Genomic DNA, 18,010 nt, shown 5'->3' with positions numbered 1-18,010 from the left:
GTTATGTGAATCGACTGGACGAGGATCAAACTCATGAAACCGAGAAAACTTATACTGGCGGGATTGGCGTTGAGTAGTCTGGCAGTGGGAGTGAGCATGCCAGCAGTGATTCAAGCTGCCGAAAACAAACCCAACATTATGTTCATCATGGCAGACGACATCGGTTGGATGCAGCCGAGCATCTATCACCAAGGGCTGGCGGTCGGTGAAACGCCGAATATTGATCGCATCGCCCAAGAAGGTGCGAAATTCATGACCTACTACGCCGAGCAGAGTTGTACGGCGGGGCGCAACGCGTTCTATACCGGAATGCATCCGCTGCGTACCGGCATGATTCCACCGCAATTACCCGGCAGCCCCTCATGGCTGCGTCCTGGCACACCCGCACTGTCCAAGTTTTTGCTTGATCTGGGCTATACCACCGGCGAATTCGGTAAGAATCACCTGGGTGACAACTTTGAGGCGCTGCCGACTTCCCACGGCTTCCAGGAGTTCTGGGGCTACCTTTATCACCTCGATGCGATGCAGGGAGTCAGCTTTGTCGACATCAACAAGACTCCGCAAGAGCAGGGCATTGCACCGCCATGCAAGGCCACTCCAATCAATGGGCTGCCGGACGTACCTGGAGCCATCGATCCGAGAGACGGTACCTGCCTGACACCACCACGTCCAGTCATCTCCTGCGTCTCCAGCGACGGTACGCAGAAGAACACCACGTGCAAGGACGAAGGGCCGCTGACGCTGGAACGCTCGAAGTCTGTGGATGAAGAAATCTCCGCCAAGGTCATCGACTTCCTCGACCGCAACGATCCGAAGAAGACCAACAAACCCTTCTTCGTCTGGTACAACCCGGCACGCATGCACATCACCACGGTACTGCCACCCAAGTATGAGGCCATGGTCGGTGAACCCGGCGGAAAGGACTGGGGCACCAATGAAGCGGGCATGAAACAACTGGATGACAATATTGGTTATGTCCTGAAGAAACTCCAGGACATGGGCCAGTTGGACAACACCATTGTCGTCTTCACCACCGACAACGGTGCGGAAACCATTACCTTCCCGGACGGCGGCACTACCCCGTTCAAGGGCGGCAAGTTGACCACCTGGGAGGGTGGCATGCGCGCTCCATTGGTCATTCGCTGGCCTGGAATGATTAAACCAGGCACGATCCTGACCGACATTTTTTCCGCGCTCGACTGGGTACCGACCCTGGTCAATATCGCTGGCGGAAAGAAGGGTAACGAGCTGAATGAGCAGATCATGGCGGGCAAGTACCCTGGTATCGTCAAGACCAAGCTCGATGGTGTGGATCAAACTGACTACCTGACCGGCAAGTCCGACAAGTCGGCGCGGGACACCTTTTTCTACTATACCGGCTCGCAACCTTCGGCCGTGCGCTACAAGAACTGGAAGATGTACTACACCATGGTGCCGGATACCGCGACAGGCGGGCTATTTGGCGCGACCACTTTCCACTGGACCCAACTGCTCAACCTCAAACGTGACCCTTTTGAAACAACAGTCGGCGCTGACGCGAAGTCCATCACCGGCTATGGCGGTGCTTTGGGTTCCCCTGGCAACGCCTATGTCTACAACTGGAACATGCTGCCAATCGGGCAATTGCTCTGGGAGAAGGAGTTGATGTCCTACAAAGATTTCCCGCCAATGCAGGCTCCTGAAACCTACAACCTGGATGGCATTCTCAAAGCCATGCAGCAGAATGGTCATAACGGACACGATTAACTCCGTGGCTAACCAGTCGCTATAAATCAACGGGCGCCCCAGACAGGCGCCCGTTTTTCTGAGTAGATGGATTTTTCTTTCCGGATGCCCGCTATTGGCCGATTTCTACCTGTCGCGAAGGACGGCAACCGACTGTGGATTCAACCGGTCGATGCAACAGATTGGCTAAATCGTTCAGCGGGCTTTTTGTTTTCGGGAGAAAAGCATGTTTGCGCTGGCGATCAATTACCGCCGGTTGGTGTAACCATTTGATGTGCTGAACCAACCCATCCTCGACTGATCGATCAGCGGAGGATCTCGGCCAGCGCTTGGCGCATCGGCTCACCGGAGACATGGACTAGGCCGGAGAATGGAGAGTCCAGCTCGAGAATCATTAAGATGCCTCCCGCAACTGCAACCGAACAGAGGCAGAGTGCGGTGATAGTCGTAGCATTGCGAGGTGCGAACAAGCCGAAGCTGGCTAATACAAGGCTAAGCCAAAAGATCAGCAGAGTTAGGAACGGCATCGGAATGTTGTTGGCATGCTGTTCCGCCAACAGCCAACGCGCCTGTAACACCTCGTCCGAGAGCGTGAGTGCTTGCGAGCGCAGCCAGCGCTGTCTTGGATCAGTAGGAACAAGCAATAGAATTGATTCTTGTGTCCTCTCCATCATCCGGACGGTCGCGTCTGTTGACTGTGAGGGTTCCCCCATCACTGGGAACAACTCCTGCATTTTCGCGTTCGCGTAGTTGCGAAGCTTAACGCGGGCATCCTCCGCCTCTGGCCCGTAGCGCTCCATCAGGCGGTTGATGCGGACAATGTCCACGGCGATCCTGGTTACTTCGCTCGACCGCGCCGAGAACGAACTGTTTGCTGTCGTGATCATCAGGCCGATCACCAAGGCCGAAAGCGTGCCGACAATCGCCGCTGAAACGGAGATTGCATTGCGCGACTCGTTGCTGAGATGTTGTTCAGGCAGAGTCCGCGCAGCAAAGATGCCGATAAGCGCGCCCCCGAAGATAGCGACGAATGCGATGAAACCGATAGCGAAATGGTTCATAAGAGATTGCGCATTGCGTCACCTTGGCATGCCTGCCGTCGTTTGGAAGGTTCGCGCTGCATACGTATTGCACGTCGGCCATGGCAAGCAACCGATCGAACTACGTGGTCAGCGGAACGCATCATTCATTTACTGCTCTGGAGGAGTGTAGTGCGATTTCAGCTCCGAACTTTGCATGCCTGCTTTTGGGCCTGGGCGATCGTCCGCTATTGGCCGAGGCTGTGTAAAAACGGCTTAGAGCAGGTTTGAGAGTCAGAACCAGAACGAAAATCGCGTTCCTACACAAATTTCAGGTCCGCTGATACACCAATCATTGGCAGATTTTACGTAGCGACACAGACTTCAAGACAGTGTCTGCGTTTTTACACAGCCTGGGCCGATTGCTGTCCGTCGCGATGGGTCGCAACCGACCCAATATAGCTGACTCTCGCATCCACCCAACGTTATCGACCAACAGCTGCTATTGCCTCTTGATGATTGAGGCACGAAAAACCGACTACGCTGTGAACGGCAAATGAACAGTGCTGGTTAAAGCGTTTGAATAGCTGCGCTGCCCCGAAATTACCGGAGTTTGTCGATAATGAATATCAAACAGCTAAAAACTTCCACATTGATGATGGCATTCCTGGGACTGCTGCCATTGTCGACGGTACATGCTCAGTCGGGGCTTACCGCTGAAGAAGCACATGCCATTGGCATTGATGCCTACACCTATTTCTATCCGCTGTTATCCATGGATATCTCCCGCAAACAGTTCACCAACATTGAGCCCGGTAAATCGTTCGGCAAAGGCCCAATGAATACGTTCGTGAGCGTTCCCGCGTATCCGCCAGCAAATATGAAAGCGGTAGTTCGCTTGAACTTTGACACGCTCTACTCCTCCGCATGGCTGGACCTTACCAAGGAACCTTTGGTGATCTCCGCACCGGACACCGATGGACGCTATTACCTTCTGCCGATGCTCGACATGTGGACGGATGTCTTTGCCTCCCCCGGTTGGCGGACAACCGGCACCCATGCGGGCAATTTTCTGGTGACCCCGCCCGGCTGGAGCGGAACTGTTCCGGAGGGCTTTACGCATCTTCCGGCCCCGACGTCTTATGTCTGGGTCATCGGCCGCACCAAGACCGATGGAGAACCGGATTACGCAGCGGTGCATAAGATCCAGGCCGGTTACAAGGTGACTCCGCTCTCGCATTGGGGCAAGGCTGCGGAGCCGGTAACGGTGCAGATTGACCCGAGCATCGACATGAAAACGCCACCCAAGGTACAGGTCGACACCATGCCGGCCGACCAGTACTTTGCATACGCCGCCGAACTTCTCAAGGTCAATCCTCCCCACGACACTGACCAGCCGATCATCGCGCAGATGAAGAAGATTGGTCTTGAGCCCGGTAAGAGCTTTGACATCAACAAGCTCGATCCGGCGTTGAAGCAAACACTTGAGAAGGTACCGGCAGAAGCGCAAGAGCTTATGAAATGGAAGATGGAGACAATTGCCCGAGTCACTAACGGCTGGTCGATGAACACCGACACGATGGGGGTCTACGGCAATTACTACCTCAAGCGCGCCATCATTGCACAACAAGGTCTCGGCGCTAACCTTCCAGAGGATGCAATCTACCCGTTGAACCTCGCCGACGACACCGGCAAACCGCTCGATGGCGCCAACAAGTACACGCTCCATTTCGACAAAAGTAATATCCCACCGATAAACGCTTTCTGGTCTGTCACGCTCTATGACGATGAGGGCTTCCAGGTGGGGAACGTGCTCAATCGATTTGCCGTCAGCAGTTGGATGCCGTTCAAAAACAACGCAGATGGTTCTCTAGACCTGTACATCCAAAACGAGAGCCCTGGCAAAGAAAAGGAGGCCAATTGGCTGCCTGCGCCCGAGGGCGCGTTCAATCTGACCATGCGTCTTTATGCACCCAAGCCCGAAGCACTCAATGGCAAATGGAACCCTCCATCGGTTAAGCGGATTTAAACGGCCAGAGGTTCGACTGAGTTCAATGCGAAGCAGTTATCGATTAACCGCTTCGCATTGAGCGAGTACAGAGGCTGGGTTCGGCGACCATGGCTACTCACCGATTAGACACTCGTGACGGGCTTCTTTTGGTCGTTTTCTGCCCATCGCGAGAGGCAGAAAACGACCGATTGTGTTGAAAAAGTCGGTCCTTCCAGACTGCCCGCATACTGGTTGCTGAAAACGCCTTTTTTCCGCGCAGCTACGCGAAATCTGAGCCCGGAATCCTCTTCTCATAGAAAAGATTTCAATCTCAAGCGCGTACTTTTCTGCCGTGGAAACCATGGCCGACTTTTTCAACAGAATCGACCCATAGCGGTCATTTGAATCGCATTGATTGACAGGCACGTCACCCGCTAAACCTAAAATTGTGCCGATGGTTCATTGATAGCAGACACTGGCTGATCGGTTGGATAAGCTGGGCGATCACCGTCGCACCGCTAGTGGAATCTGACAGGTTGTAAGTAGATTCAGGTGCGTGGGGATTTTTGTTTACCTTACGAGGCACCATGGACTCTTCTTTTGACGAATTGATCGACAGGGCGATGTATCTGGGCGTACATCAAGTTGCATACCCAATTGATATCTTCGGTATTGCTAGGTTGTTAGCAGAGCACACCTCCGACGATGTGGACTTTGAAAAGATACTTTCACTGGTTTCAGACCCCGAGAACCATTTTACTCGTTGGGCCGCCATACGAGCCATTGTGATCCTGGGGTCTGCATCGGTGGCCAAAGCTCACGAAACGCTGAGTGTCAGGATGACGCTCGAGGATTTTCCTCTCGCCCGACAAGAATTACACAAAGCGCTGGCATTGATGACAGGGTGATGCGATCCCCCTGAAAAGGGAATTAGCTGTCAGTTGGCTCAGCAGAGATGTGTATTCAGGACTGACCGCTATTGGCCGAGTTCTGCCCGTTACAGAAGTCAGCAATTGACCCGGGGGGATTGAACAAATCCGACAGAAAATCTTCGTTAGGGGAGGAGACAACGTCAAAAAAAACCGTTCCGCAACTCAAATCCAGCTCGTTGAAAGCCGCGGGGTGCAGCCCCTTAAAAATCAGTAGCTTGCGGAACGCTAATGATGTTAACCTATTGAAATTGCTTGTATTGTGGATGGATTGCAAATCCACCTACGCCGGTTCGATTCCGACCTCGGCCTCCACTAATAAACAAGCTCCGTAGATCTATGAATTACGGAGCTTTTTTATTTGCACCATCCTGAAAGATTTAGTCTTGAAAAGGATAGTTGCGAACTTGCTTCACCGGGACGGGATGTATATATTTCCCCCTCTGCTGCACAGGCGTCAAAATGGCCAGTTGTTTGGCCGTTTTCAGACAGCTTTATCGCGCTACCGCCCGAATGGCGAAACTGGTAGACGCATGGGACTTAAAATCCCCCGCTCGTAAGGGCGTGCCGGTTCGATTCCGGCTTCGGGCACCATCCTGCATTCCACCGAGCGCTTTTGAGTTCTTTGGAAGCCTTGAAAAACCTGCCTTCTGGCGGGTTTTTTCGTTTTAGCATTCCGTCGGATTCTCGTCCATTCTTCTGGAATCCAGTCATTTAGAGGGTAAAGTTAGGGGTAGTCATTGGTTCGATTAAGGATAGTACCCTTATGTCGCGCACAACTGCTCCGCTTACCGATGCTGCTTGCCGTTTAGCCAAGCCAACAGACCGTCCCTACAAGCTTTTCGACGGCGACGGTCTCTATCTCCTAATCCAACCCAATGGTCGTAAAGGCTGGCGTCTCAGGTATGTAAAGCCTGACGGCCGGGAGGGGTTGACCTCCCTCGGCAGCTATCCCGTAATTGGCCTGGCCGAAGCTCGCCAGAAGCGTTTAGATGCGAAGCGGATGCTCGCAGACGGCATTGATCCCGTCGAGAACAAGCGTAAAGCCAAAACGGAAGATGCTGTTAACGGCCGTACTTTTGAAAGCGTTGCGTTGGACTGGCACAAGAACATGTCGGCCAGATGGGCTCCCGACCATTCCAAAAATGTGTTCAACCGTCTGAATAACTATGTGTTCCCGTTTATCGGTGCTCGCGCGATTGCTGATCTCGATACTTATGATCTGATGCAACCTTTGGAGGCGATCAGAAAACGAGGAACGATTGACGTCGCCTTAAGGGTACAAAGATACCTGCAAAGTATTATGCGTGAGGCAAAACGCCTTCGTCTTATTCCGATAAACCCTGCGTACGATCTTCAGGGCTTGATCAAAGCGCCGCGAGTCTCCCATCGGCCTGCATTGCCCCTATCACGCCTGCCTGAATTGCTGGCACGAATCAATGCCTACAAGGGCCGAGAGCTGACCCGGCTGACGCTCATGCTGTCGCTGCACGTGTTTGTTCGCTCGAGTGAATTACGTTTCGCTCGTTGGTGTGAGTTCGACCTCAAGCGTGGCGTATGGGAGATCCCGGATACTCGGCCGGAACTGGAGGACGTACGTCATTCAACGCGGGGGACGAAAATGGCGGGCGATGTTCATCTTGTGCCTTTATCGCCGCAAGTTGTGGCCGTGCTTGAACAGATCCACACCCTCACTGGCACATTCGACCTGGTATTTGCCGGTGATGCTAGGGCCTGGAAGCCGATGTCAGAAAACACCGTGAACAAAGCGTTGCGCACTATGGGGTACGAAACCAAGACCGAGGTCTGTGGTCACGGCTTCCGCTCAATGGCATGCAGCGCACTGGTTGAGTCAGGGCTGTGGTCAGAGACGGCTATTGAAAGACAGATGAGCCATCGAGAGCGGAACAGCGTTCGTGCCGCCTACATTCACAAGGCAGAGTTCATTGAAGAGCGCAGGTTGATCATGAACTGGTGGAGCCGGTACCTTGAGGCCAATCTTCAGGAGCATGTCACCCCTCACGAGTTTGCGAATCAGGCCGGCGAGAATGTCAATCGGTTAAAAGTAAAACATGGCGCAATGAAGTAGGAGGGTAATTGCATCGACTTGACCACTTGTTTGCATTCGACTTGACCAGTCATTTGCATCGGATTTGACCAGCATGCTTCGTGGCCATGACTGGCAGAGAACGACCGAGGCTGTGTGAAAACGCCAGTGATTGTCTAACCTTCTGATCGTCGAGATCGTATCGGGGGCGATCATGAAGCGATTCATTGAAGGTGAGACTCGGACGCAAGTGACGTTGCTGCCGGAGTGCCTGGACGATTACGTAACCGAAGAAAATCCAGTCCGAGTGGTCGACGTTTTCGTCGATGAACTCGACCTGGGTGCACTTGGGTTTGAAGGTATTGATCCTGCTGCAACGGGGCGTCCGGCCTACCATCCCGCGATCTTGCTGAAGATCTATATCTATGGCTACCTCAATCGGATTCAGTCCAGCCGCCGGCTTGAGCGTGAAGCCCAGCGTAACGTTGAGTTGATGTGGCTGACTGGGCGATTGGCTCCGGATTTCAAAACCATTGCCGACTTTCGTAAGAACAACGGCAAAGCCATTCGCAGTGTCTGCCGGCAGTTCGTAGTGCTTTGCCGCAACCTCGACCTCTTCTCCCAATCGATCATCGCCATCGACGGCAGCAAATTCAAAGCCGTCAACAACCGTGACCGTAACTTCACCCAGGGAAAAGTGAAGGCACGCATGCAACAGATCGAACAAAGCATTGATCGATATCTGGCGGCGATGGATTCGGCGGATCGGGCAACGCCCGAAGTGGCCGAGGCCAAAGCAGAGCGGCTTAAAGAAAAGATAGAAACACTGAAAAAGCAGATGCAGAAACTCAAGGACATCGAGGCGCAGCTCCACGAAAGTCCAGACCAGCAGATCTCCCTCACAGACCCAGATGCACGCTCAATGGCCACGAGCGGCCGAGGCACCGGAACGGTCGGCTACAACGTACAAACAGCGGTCGACGACAAACACCATCTGATCGTTGCCCATGAGGTGACCAACGTTGGTAATGATCGTGGGCAACTGAGCAATATGGCGAACCAGGCGCGTGAAGAAATCAAGGCTGAATCGCTAACGGTGGTGGCCGACCGAGGTTATTACAAAGGTCTGGAAATCCTTGCTTGCGAGCAAGCCGGCATCACTACCTTCGTACCGAAACCCCTGACCTCCGGCAGCAAAGCCGAAGGCAGATTCGGCAAACAGGATTTCATCTTTCTTATTGCGTCGGACGAGTATCGATGCCCTGCGGGGCAGCTACTAACCAGGCGGCATTCGTCGATGGAAGACGGCATGTTATTGCATTGTTACTACTTCTCGGGCTGCCAGTCCTGCTCAATGCAAAAGCAATGTACGACGGGTAAGGAGCGCCGTGTGAAGCGCTGGGACATGAGGCGGTAATCGACGCGATGCAGGTTCGGCTGGAACATGACCTGGGGAAAATGAAGGTTCGCCGCCAGACTGTTGAGCATCCTTTTGGAACGCTCAAATATTGGATGGGATCCGCCCACTTCCTGACCAAAACACTTCCGCGGGTAAGTACCGAAATGAGTCTGCATGTACTCGCCTACAACCTCAAACGAATGATGAGCATCTTCGGCATCGTAGGACTGCTGAGGCGATCAGGGCGTAAATCCAGCCGCTTGCTCGCCCGTGAGTGGCTATTTGGGCCGCTGACGCGGCCCAAACGGCATTACGCACGTCTATGTAGCTGACTAAGGTAATTCGCGTTTCCGCCCGCTGATTCCACAGGCCCCCTCGCGACTCTCGGTTTTCGACGTATTTAGTGCGTTTTTACACAGCCTGGACCCAAAGCGGACATCACTCAAGCGCGTTAAGAGGCGTGCCTCGGCCGTCCCGGTTTCGAGCTATTGCGATACCTGCGGCAACGCATGAATGACATCCGCAGCCATCTTTTCAGCACTGTTTATCCGGTCAATCTGTAAGCCCATAGTGACTGCCATGTCTGGTAGGGTGAGGAGCGAAGGCCCGTTTGAGCCGAAGCCAGCGGTTATTGTTCGAATTGGCGGTTTCTGGCCGACTGCGATCGCACACTCCTGCATTTCGGCACTACCTGAAGCCGTTCATCCCTGCCTCGCGGCCGCCACTCTGTTGATTACATCATCCCAAGGTGGCGTTGCAGGGAACAGATCAGTCAGAAATGCGATGAATGCTTTTACGTTTGGGCTACCTCGACGGCTTTCCGGCCACAAGGCGGTGATGGCGAACCGTTCCACGGTGAATTGTGGGAGGACTGGAACCAGTTCTCCCCGGCGAACATAGGGCGCAGCCACATAATGCGGTGAGATACCGATACCGCCCCCCGCAGCCAGTACCGCCGCTACCGCGTCGCTGACATCAACGGTAAAGGCTGAATCGGGCGTCAGCTCAAGCAGCTTGTCACCCGCCTGATAAGGCCACCGCAAACTCTGCCCCGTACTCTGATAGCGAAAATTCACGCACTCGTGACCCGCAAGATCTTCAGCCGTGAGCGGTGTGCCTTTGTGCTGGAGGTAGTGAGGTGATGCAAACGCACCGATTCGATGGGGCCCCAGAGGCCGTGAAACCAGGCGCGAATCGGCAAGGTTGCCCACTCGAATGGCCACGTCGATTCCTTGCTCAATGATGTCTGAATACTGATCTCCGAGCCTCAGGTCGATTGCCAGACTGGGGTATTGCTCACGAAACCTGGGCAGTGCAGGCGCCAGGATGTTCAAACCGATGGGCAGCGGGGCAGCCACTTTCAAAATGCCTGAGGGCTCGGCTCGGGAAGCGACTGCTGCCTGATCAATGTCTTCTACTTCCCGCAGAATCCGCAGCGCACGTTCATAAAGGTCGCGTCCCTCCGGTGTAAGGATCAACGACCGCGTAGTGCGGGTGAACAGCATCAGCCCAAAATGCTCCTCAAGCCTTTGCACGCTTTTACTGATTGCAGAGGGGGACACCGAGAGTGCTCGCGCAGCAGCGGTGTAGCTGCCCAGCGAAGCCGCTCGTGCAAAGGCAATGAGCCCGGTTAAACGGTCTAAACCAATTTGTTCCTTCATGGCACTAGTAAAGCGACTTTGCCCCCAATTATCAATCTATCTTCATCGTATTAGTCTCTCTCCATCGAACGCCACTCAGGTGTTCCAGCGGAGACTCATCATGACGATTACCCAAACACTTCCATCCTCACTTGCCGACCGCACTGTGGTCATTTTCGGCGGCACATCCGGCATTGGTCTGGCAGCTGCCGTACAAGCGAAAGCAGCAGGCGCCAAAGTTATCGTGATTGGCTCGAACGCAGCTCGTGCCGAGCAAGCTGCAATCGACCACGGTCTGGACGGATGGCGTGCAGCGGACGTGACCGATAACAACGCTGTCGAAGTCGCCCTGTCCGATATTCCTGAGGTTGACCACCTTGTGCTGCTTGCCGGTACGTTCGTAGCCGGAACCGTACTGGCCGCTGATCTTGACTACCTACGCCGGGCGTTCGATGAACGTATCTGGGCTGCGATCAGTGTAATCCGTGCCCTCGGTGACAGGCTCTCAAAAGATGGGTCGATTACCTTCATCTCGGGTTCACTTGCTGATCGCCCCAATGCCTACGGCACTTCCGTGCTAGCGGCAGCATCGGCAGCCATGGAAGCGCTGGCTCGCGGCCTGGCCCTGGAACTGGCACCGGTTCGTGTCAACACGCTATCTCCCGGCCCGATCAACACGCCAATCCTCGGCAAGGCATTGGGCGAGGGCCGTGACGCATTCGTGGCATCTCTGGAGCAAGTTTTGCCGTTGCATCGCCTTGGCACATCAGAGGAAGCAGGGTCGGCAACAGTGTTTTTGATGACCAACACATTCATGAACGGCGCTGTGCTCAACATTGATGGCGGCGCACGCCTGGTTTGATCCTGTCCATTAATCTGAGAGCTTAACCATGACCACGCTATTTGATTCCCTGCGCCTCGGCGCGCTCGACCTGCCGCAACGTATTTTGATGGCGCCTATGACCCGGGCGCGCGGTACTCGCGATCACATTCCGACCGACATGATGGTCGAGTATTACCGTCAGCGAGCCAGCGCCGGTCTCATCATTTCCGAAGCCATCGGTATCAGCCAACAAGGACTGGGATGGCCCTACGCGACAGGCCTCTGGCTAGACGAACAGGTCGCCGGATGGCGCAAGGTAACCGATGCGGTGCATGCCGCTGGCGGTCAAATCATCGCGCAGCTCTGGCACATGGGGCGTGTAGTGCATCCCAGTTTTCTGGGTGGTGGGCAGCCGGTGTCCGCTTCCGTGACCACCGCGCCGGGGCAGGCCCACACCTACTCAGGCAAGCAGCCTTATACCCCAGCGCGTGCATTACCCCCGGAAGAAATTCCCGCACTGCTAGAAGACTTTCGTCATGCAACCCGCAATGCAATGAACGCTGGTTTTGATGGCGTACAGATCCATGCGGCCAACGGCTATCTGATCGACCAGTTTCTGCGTGACAGCGAAAACTTTCGTACCGATGTGTATGGCGGTTCGATCGATAACCGAATCCGCTTGTTGAAGGAAGTCACGCAGGCGGTGGCGCAGGTCATCGGCGCAGATCGCACAGGTGTCCGATTGACCCCAAGCAGCTATGAACAGGGCGTGCGCGACAGTGACCCCGAGCCCTTGTTCAAGCGCGCGGCCGAGGTGCTGTCTTCGATTGGAATCGCCCATCTGGAATTACGCGAGCCGCCGCTGGACGGTACATTCGGCAAGTCCGAGCGCCCACCGCTTGCTAGGGTAATTCGCGAGGTGTTCAGTGGGGTGCTGATTCTCAACTCGGACTACGATTTCACTCGGGCGCAGGCACAAATAGAGGCCGGGCTCGCCGATGCGATTGCTTTTGGGCGGCCCTTTATTGCTAACCCCGATCTGCCTCTAAGATTAGCGCGGCAGCTGCCCCTGGCTCACAGCGAGATGAACACCTGGTTCACACAAGGCAGGGAAGGGTATTCGGACTATCCGGCGTCAGGTAGCGTTTGAGTATGGCGAGTCGTCGACCAGTTGAATCCACAGCCGATTGCTGCCCTTCGTAAAAGGGCCGCAATCGACCCGTTATAGATAGTCCGTCCCGCCTTCACCGATACTGGAAACGGTTGGCAGGTAGCTGTCAGCGAGGGTGGAACATGCACCTGTAGACTACGAATAAATCGACCCAAACGCATGACGTTCGCCGCTTTAGTTTCGAGTCTGCAGGTGCGCTTGCGCTCGATAACGAATACTCAGGGTTCGCCGTCGCACCGGCGAACTATATTGCCTTCGCTGAACGCAAGCATGCATGTCCCTAGCAGTTATTTTATCGCTTGCGGAGGTTCACGTGACAGCGTCCTTGAGTCAGCACTTCACAGCCTATGTTGGCATCGATTGGGCAGATATCAATCATAATATTTGCCTACAGGCTGGGGATGACGATCATCGCCAGCTTGACTGTATTCCGCACCAGATTGATCGCATTGATGAATGGGCCATGCGCTTCGGTGGCCCTATCGCTGTAGCTCTGGAGTTGGCCAAAGGGCCTATTGTGTCGGCCCTGCTGAAGTATGATTTTTTTGTGCTGTTCCCGATCAATCCCTCGACGCTTGCCAAATATCGCGTGGCGTTCAAGCCGAGTCGCGCCAAGGATGATCCCACCGATGCGGAGTTAGCACTCGATCTACTGCTTCGCCATCCTGAACGGTTCACCGCGCTCAGGCCGCAGAGTGTGGCCATGCGCTCGCTGCTTAGTCTGATCGAACAGCGCCGGGACCTGGTCAACGACAAGACGCGTTTTACCAACCGTTTATGCAACACCCTCAAGCAATATTACCCGCAGGCACTGGAATGGTTCGAGCAGCGAGACACTCTGTTGTTTTGCGATTTCCTCACTCGCTGGCCGACACTCCTGTCAGCCAAACGGGTGCGTAAAACCACGCTTGAGGCGTTCTTTTATGCCCACAACGGGCGTCGCGCCACATTGATCGAGGCGCGTTTGGCGTCGATCCGTGCGGCATCTGCGCTCACAGAAGATGCCGGCATTATCGAGCTTTGCCGCTTACACGCCCTCGCGTTGGTGGAGCAGCTACGCACCGTCCTCACGGTGGTCGATCGCTTCGATAAGGAAATCGAGCGGGTCGCTTCTGCACTACCGGATTACGCATTGTTTCGTGGCTTGCCGGGCGCAGGCCCGCATCTAGCGCCACGCTTACTCGCAGCCTTCGGAGAGCAACGTGAGCGTTTCCATGGCGCGGACGAGCTGCAAAAGTACTCCGGCATAGCCCCGGTGACGGAACGGAGTGGTAAGAAGAGCTGGGTGCATTGGCGCTGGCAATGTCCAACGTTCCTTCGTCAGACCTTCGTGGAATGGGCGGGTCAGACCATCAATAAATCCTTTTGGGCGCGAGCTTTCTACCGGCAGCAACGCGCCAAAGGGAGCACCTATCAGGCTGCTGTACGCGCACTCGCGTTTAAGTGGATTCGGATTCTGTATCGGTGCTGGCAGACCAGGACGCCCTACGATGAAACCACCTATTTGAATGCCTTGAGGAAACGTGGTTCACCGCTCCTGAAGAACCTCGATTTAGGTTGACTTCCTCAGGGCGTGATGCGGGCGGTCGCGAGCGTCTGCTTTTGGGATGCCCTGCTTTCAGCTACGGGGACTGGAAGGGAGTGAACAGCGTGCCGGCTTGAGTTGGTCACCCTTATCGGTTCGCGCTGTCAGGCGGCACCTCCGATCGAGCAGGAAAATCCTGGCGTGGGGCATCACTGGGCGTGCCGTCAAAGCGGGCGCGTGCGGCATGGATGTCGCCATAGCAACGATCCGCCCAATCGATGAGGCTCGCCATCGGTTCCAGCAGCGATTGGCCCAGTGGGGCCAACCGATATTCAACGCCCGGCGGCTTGGTCGGAAAGACATGGCGGGTGATCAGTCCATCGCGCTCCAAATCGCGCAAGGTCTGGGTGAGCATGCGCTTGGAAATGTCATGGACAGCGCGGTGAAGCTCGCTGAAGCGGTGCGGCCGCATCGCGAGAGCCATGATCATGAGCATGCTCCATTTGTCGCCAATACGGTCGAGCACGTCTCGAACCGGGCAGTGCACGGATTGGGACTCGCCTAATGGATATTTTCTAAATCTTTCGATCGCCCTCAATGCGTTGCTCATGCGCAGTTCCTCGAAATCTGCTGGTTACTAAAAACTGCCTCCTTACGGCACGCGGCAGCGGTCTCTATAGTAGACCTACCCCAAGTAATAAGTCTCTCGACCACGGAGTCTCTATGTCGGGCGAGGGTTTGAAATCACTTACTCCAACTAAAGCGTATCGGCAGGAATGCCTGCCTGTTAGTTGGCCCTTACGTACAAAAATCCTAAAGATCAGGAGACCGTTCATGTTTTTAGTCATGGGAATTACGGGGAAAGTTGGCGGCGCCACGGCAAAACATCTGTTAGCGCAAGGCAAAGAAGTACGCGCGCTCGTCCGAAATCGTGGAAAGGCGGCGAAGTGGGTCGATGAAGGCGTGCAACTGGTAGACGGCGACTGGAATGATTCGGCAGCCATTGAGATGGCGCTTAGAGATGTCGAAGGCGCGTTTGTCATGTTGCCAGCTGAATGGGCACCTTCGCCTGATTACAAAGAAGCGAAGGCTGTGATTGCAAACTACGTCGGTGCGCTTGCCCAGGCAGAACCGCCGCGGGTGGTAGCACTCTCATCAATGGGTGCGAACAAAACCAGCGGGCTGGGGATGATCACGGCCCTGTCGCTTCTGGAGCAAGGATTTCGCGACCTGAAATTGCCGATCGCCTATGTGCGCGCCGGCGGTTTTTTTGAAAACTTCCTCTACGGCTTACATGTTGCCCAGGGTGGCACGCTCCCGGTCTACTACAACCCGACAGATCGGAAATCGACCATGGTCGCGACAAATGATATCGGCGCCGAGATCGCAGCGCTTCTGACCGGGCCGGCTTGGCTGAAGCATCGGGTCATCGAGCTCGGTTCAATGGTCAGTGCGGATGAAGTTGCCACACAACTGGGTGAAGTCTTGAAGGTCGACGTCAAAGCTTTTGCCATCCCGCGGGCTGGGTGGCCGTCGGCGTTCGAGCAACTGGGCATTCCGAAGGGCCAGACGGGGCCGGCCGAAGCGATGTTTGACGCTGTCAACTCGGGCTGGATGGACCTCGGGGTCGAGGGTACGTTGCACGTCCCGGGCGCGACGTCCGCCCGCGATGTCTTTGCTGCGGCCCAGAAAGCCGCTACGGCGTCGGTCCGATGATCCGCTGATCAGGGGTGGGATACGACTTTTGGAACCTACTCAGAAATTCGTCGTAGATCACCTTTTCCAGCTGCGGTATTCGTTGGGAATCAGCCAGCTTGTCGGTCAGGCAGTCACACCATTCCTCGGCAGCAAACTCATAATCCAAGGTCGGACAAATGTCTAAAATTTCTTGGCGCCAAGTCTTACCCTTAGCGCTTGCCGCTTTCTTCGTCGTGGGTTCACTCAGCAATTTTTTCGCCCCAGGACCTATCTATGAGGAATACCTGAAATGGGGGTACCCGCGCTGGTTCCATTTCGTGACCGGATCGCTGGAACTCACTGCTGCCATTCTGCTTTTCCGGGCGCCTAGTCGCCTGTTAGGCTCGGCGCTCGGCTGCACCGTCATGTTTGCCGCCCTCGCGACTGTTATCATCCACGGCGAATATGGGCACGCTGTGCCACCACTCGTCGTGGCGACATTGTCACTTGTGGTCGGCTGGATGAGCTGGCGCAAGCGGATGGCGTCAGCCGAACCGAGCTGACGCCGGAATCTGCCTTTCGCGCGCTGTCACCAGCACCCTAAAAGCAAGCCTCCAACGGCCGCTCTCGGGCAACTTGATGGACATTCCGATTGGCAGGTTTGGCCGATTGCTGCCTGTCGCGAAGGGCTACAATCGATTTTAGAAAGCTGTCGTCACGTCATCGTTCCGGTGAAGGACGATCACAAGCCTTGCATCGCCATGATGCATTTGTGGGCAGTGGCGATCGGGGCGGCCCTGCGTGTTGAACGCCGTACTGGAGTGATACGCGTCTTTCAGGATGGGGCTGTCGACAGATCACTCGGACCGACCCGAGCGGTTGGAGCGAGTTTGCACGTACCCGTTCGTGTACGCCGTTTCCGCTATTGGCCAATGTTCGCTCCAATATCCAACTAAAGAGTTATGAGCTAATAACCAGTCACTTATAGCTGTTCACTCATTTTTAGAGTGGATTAGTTATAGGCTCGATCTTCTATCTTTAGAATAAATGGTGATTAGTCAGAGCTGCTTTTATGTCTTTATGATTGGTTCTACAACTACTCGTGAGACAGGAAGTGGCTCGATGACAATTAAAATCAAACCCGTTGCCGGTCGAATTGGTGCGCAATTGGAAGGTGTGAAACTGGGTGGAAACATCAGTGCTGAGCAATTCGAACTTATTAACCAGGCGCTGCTGAAATATAAAGTGCTGTTCTTTCGCGACCAGCATCTGGATGACGCCGAACACGAAGCTTTTTCCCGGCGTTTCGGTGATCAGGTACCGCATCCGACCGTACGTTCCGCCGAGCAAAGTGCCGCCATCCTGCACCTGGACTCCAAGGAGACTCGAGCCAATTCCTGGCACACCGACGTGACCTTTGTTGCTAACTATCCGAAGATTTCAATCTTGCGCGGTGTGGTTATTCCACCGTATGGCGGTGACACGGTGTGGGCCAATACCGCAGCGGCTTACAACGACTTGCCCGAGCCATTAAAACAACTGGCAGACAGTTTGCGTGCGTTGCACACCAACTTATATGACTATGCGGCGCCACGTAATACTGACGAGTCGGGTATCAGGCGTTATCGCGAACAGTTTACTGCCGAAGTCTATGAGACCGAACACCCTTTGGTGAGAGTGCACCCAGAGTCGGGCGAAAGAAGTTTATTGTTGGGGCACTTTGTCAAACAGATTCAGGGCGTCAGCCATAGCGATTCGAAACAACTTATTCGCTTGTTCCACGATCGTATTACCCATGTCGACAACACCGTGCGCTGGCGCTGGCAGGAGGGCGACGTGGTGATCTGGGACAACCGCGCCACGCAGCACATCGCGATCAACGACTATGGCGATGCCCAACGAATCGTGCGCCGAACCACCATTGACGGTGACGTGCCAGTTGGCGTTGACGGTCGATTGAGCCAAGCACTCAAGCCAAGCCCGGATACCCGTTCGCCGAAAACCGAAGCCGATAAAAAACACCTCGCTGCTTAACAAACGAGTCTCATCGACACAAGGAAGGTTT

At 54.9% G+C, this 18,010-nt stretch carries 13 protein-coding genes, 1 tRNA gene and 1 pseudogene; 12 read left to right on the top strand and 3 right to left on the bottom strand.

Annotated elements, in window-relative coordinates:
• Positions 1-33 precede the first annotated feature (33 nt).
• Positions 34-1,746 carry an arylsulfatase gene (locus ACM6IR_RS07565; RefSeq protein WP_414907117.1) on the top strand — a complete coding sequence of 571 codons (1,713 nt, stop codon included), beginning with the start codon at positions 34-36 and terminating at the stop codon, positions 1,744-1,746.
• Positions 1,747-2,030: 284 nt separating this feature from the next.
• Here the strand turns inward: ACM6IR_RS07565 and ACM6IR_RS07560 are convergent, their stop codons facing one another.
• Positions 2,031-2,786, bottom strand: a complete 756-nt coding sequence (locus ACM6IR_RS07560) for a hypothetical protein (protein WP_414907116.1) — start codon at positions 2,784-2,786, stop codon at positions 2,031-2,033.
• A 580-nt stretch (positions 2,787-3,366) separates the two neighbouring features.
• Here ACM6IR_RS07560 and ACM6IR_RS07555 point away from each other — a divergent pair.
• From ACM6IR_RS07555 to ACM6IR_RS07535, 5 genes and pseudogenes are all read left to right on the top strand, one after another.
• Complete coding sequence (locus ACM6IR_RS07555) at positions 3,367-4,773, top strand: DUF1254 domain-containing protein (protein ID WP_414907115.1); 1,407 nt, start codon at positions 3,367-3,369, stop codon at positions 4,771-4,773.
• A gap of 548 nt (positions 4,774-5,321) precedes the next feature.
• The gene (locus ACM6IR_RS07550; RefSeq protein ID WP_414907114.1) at positions 5,322-5,642 is read left to right on the top strand and encodes a hypothetical protein; all 321 of its coding nucleotides are present in this window, start codon (positions 5,322-5,324) and stop codon (positions 5,640-5,642) included.
• Between the two features lie 528 nt (positions 5,643-6,170).
• A tRNA-Leu gene (locus ACM6IR_RS07545) sits at positions 6,171-6,257 on the top strand.
• 172 nt (positions 6,258-6,429) lie between these two features.
• Positions 6,430-7,752, top strand: coding sequence for a tyrosine-type recombinase/integrase (locus ACM6IR_RS07540; protein WP_414907113.1), 1,323 nt, complete (start codon positions 6,430-6,432; stop codon positions 7,750-7,752).
• Positions 7,753-7,924: 172 nt separating this feature from the next.
• Positions 7,925-9,345 (top strand): annotated as a pseudogene (locus ACM6IR_RS07535) (IS1182 family transposase); the annotation flags it as partial.
• A gap of 465 nt (positions 9,346-9,810) precedes the next feature.
• Here ACM6IR_RS07535 and ACM6IR_RS07530 read toward each other — a convergent pair.
• Positions 9,811-10,770 carry a LysR family transcriptional regulator gene (locus ACM6IR_RS07530; RefSeq protein WP_414907112.1) on the bottom strand — a complete coding sequence of 320 codons (960 nt, stop codon included), beginning with the start codon at positions 10,768-10,770 and terminating at the stop codon, positions 9,811-9,813.
• 100 nt (positions 10,771-10,870) lie between these two features.
• Here ACM6IR_RS07530 and ACM6IR_RS07525 point away from each other — a divergent pair, with 100 nt between their 5' ends.
• The 3 genes from ACM6IR_RS07525 (at position 10,871) to ACM6IR_RS07515 (ending at position 14,304) form a co-directional block, all read left to right on the top strand.
• The gene (locus ACM6IR_RS07525) at positions 10,871-11,611 is read left to right on the top strand and encodes an SDR family oxidoreductase (RefSeq protein WP_414907111.1); all 741 of its coding nucleotides are present in this window, start codon (positions 10,871-10,873) and stop codon (positions 11,609-11,611) included.
• 28 nt (positions 11,612-11,639) lie between these two features.
• Positions 11,640-12,722, top strand: coding sequence for an alkene reductase (locus ACM6IR_RS07520; protein ID WP_414907110.1), 1,083 nt, complete (start codon positions 11,640-11,642; stop codon positions 12,720-12,722).
• 334 nt (positions 12,723-13,056) lie between these two features.
• Positions 13,057-14,304 carry an IS110 family transposase gene (locus ACM6IR_RS07515; protein ID WP_414907109.1) on the top strand — a complete coding sequence of 416 codons (1,248 nt, stop codon included), beginning with the start codon at positions 13,057-13,059 and terminating at the stop codon, positions 14,302-14,304.
• A 112-nt stretch (positions 14,305-14,416) separates the two neighbouring features.
• Here the strand turns inward: ACM6IR_RS07515 and ACM6IR_RS07510 are convergent, their stop codons facing one another.
• Complete coding sequence (locus ACM6IR_RS07510; protein WP_414907108.1) at positions 14,417-14,878, bottom strand: winged helix-turn-helix transcriptional regulator; 462 nt, start codon at positions 14,876-14,878, stop codon at positions 14,417-14,419.
• A gap of 224 nt (positions 14,879-15,102) precedes the next feature.
• Here ACM6IR_RS07510 and ACM6IR_RS07505 point away from each other — a divergent pair, with 224 nt between their 5' ends.
• The 3 genes from ACM6IR_RS07505 to ACM6IR_RS07495 all read left to right on the top strand — a co-directional run bounded on the left by ACM6IR_RS07505 (position 15,103) and on the right by ACM6IR_RS07495 (position 17,979).
• Positions 15,103-15,984 carry an NmrA family NAD(P)-binding protein gene (locus ACM6IR_RS07505; RefSeq protein ID WP_414907107.1) on the top strand — a complete coding sequence of 294 codons (882 nt, stop codon included), beginning with the start codon at positions 15,103-15,105 and terminating at the stop codon, positions 15,982-15,984.
• A 158-nt stretch (positions 15,985-16,142) separates the two neighbouring features.
• Positions 16,143-16,508, top strand: a complete 366-nt coding sequence (locus ACM6IR_RS07500) for a DoxX family protein (protein WP_414907106.1) — start codon at positions 16,143-16,145, stop codon at positions 16,506-16,508.
• 559 nt (positions 16,509-17,067) lie between these two features.
• Complete coding sequence (locus ACM6IR_RS07495; protein WP_414907105.1) at positions 17,068-17,979, top strand: TauD/TfdA dioxygenase family protein; 912 nt, start codon at positions 17,068-17,070, stop codon at positions 17,977-17,979.
• Positions 17,980-18,010 lie beyond the last annotated feature (31 nt).

It is taken from the genome of Pseudomonas sp. IT-P253 (assembly GCF_949768125.1).
GTDB lineage: Bacteria > Pseudomonadota > Gammaproteobacteria > Pseudomonadales > Pseudomonadaceae > Aquipseudomonas.
This window is presented reverse-complemented; position numbering and strand designations above follow the sequence as displayed.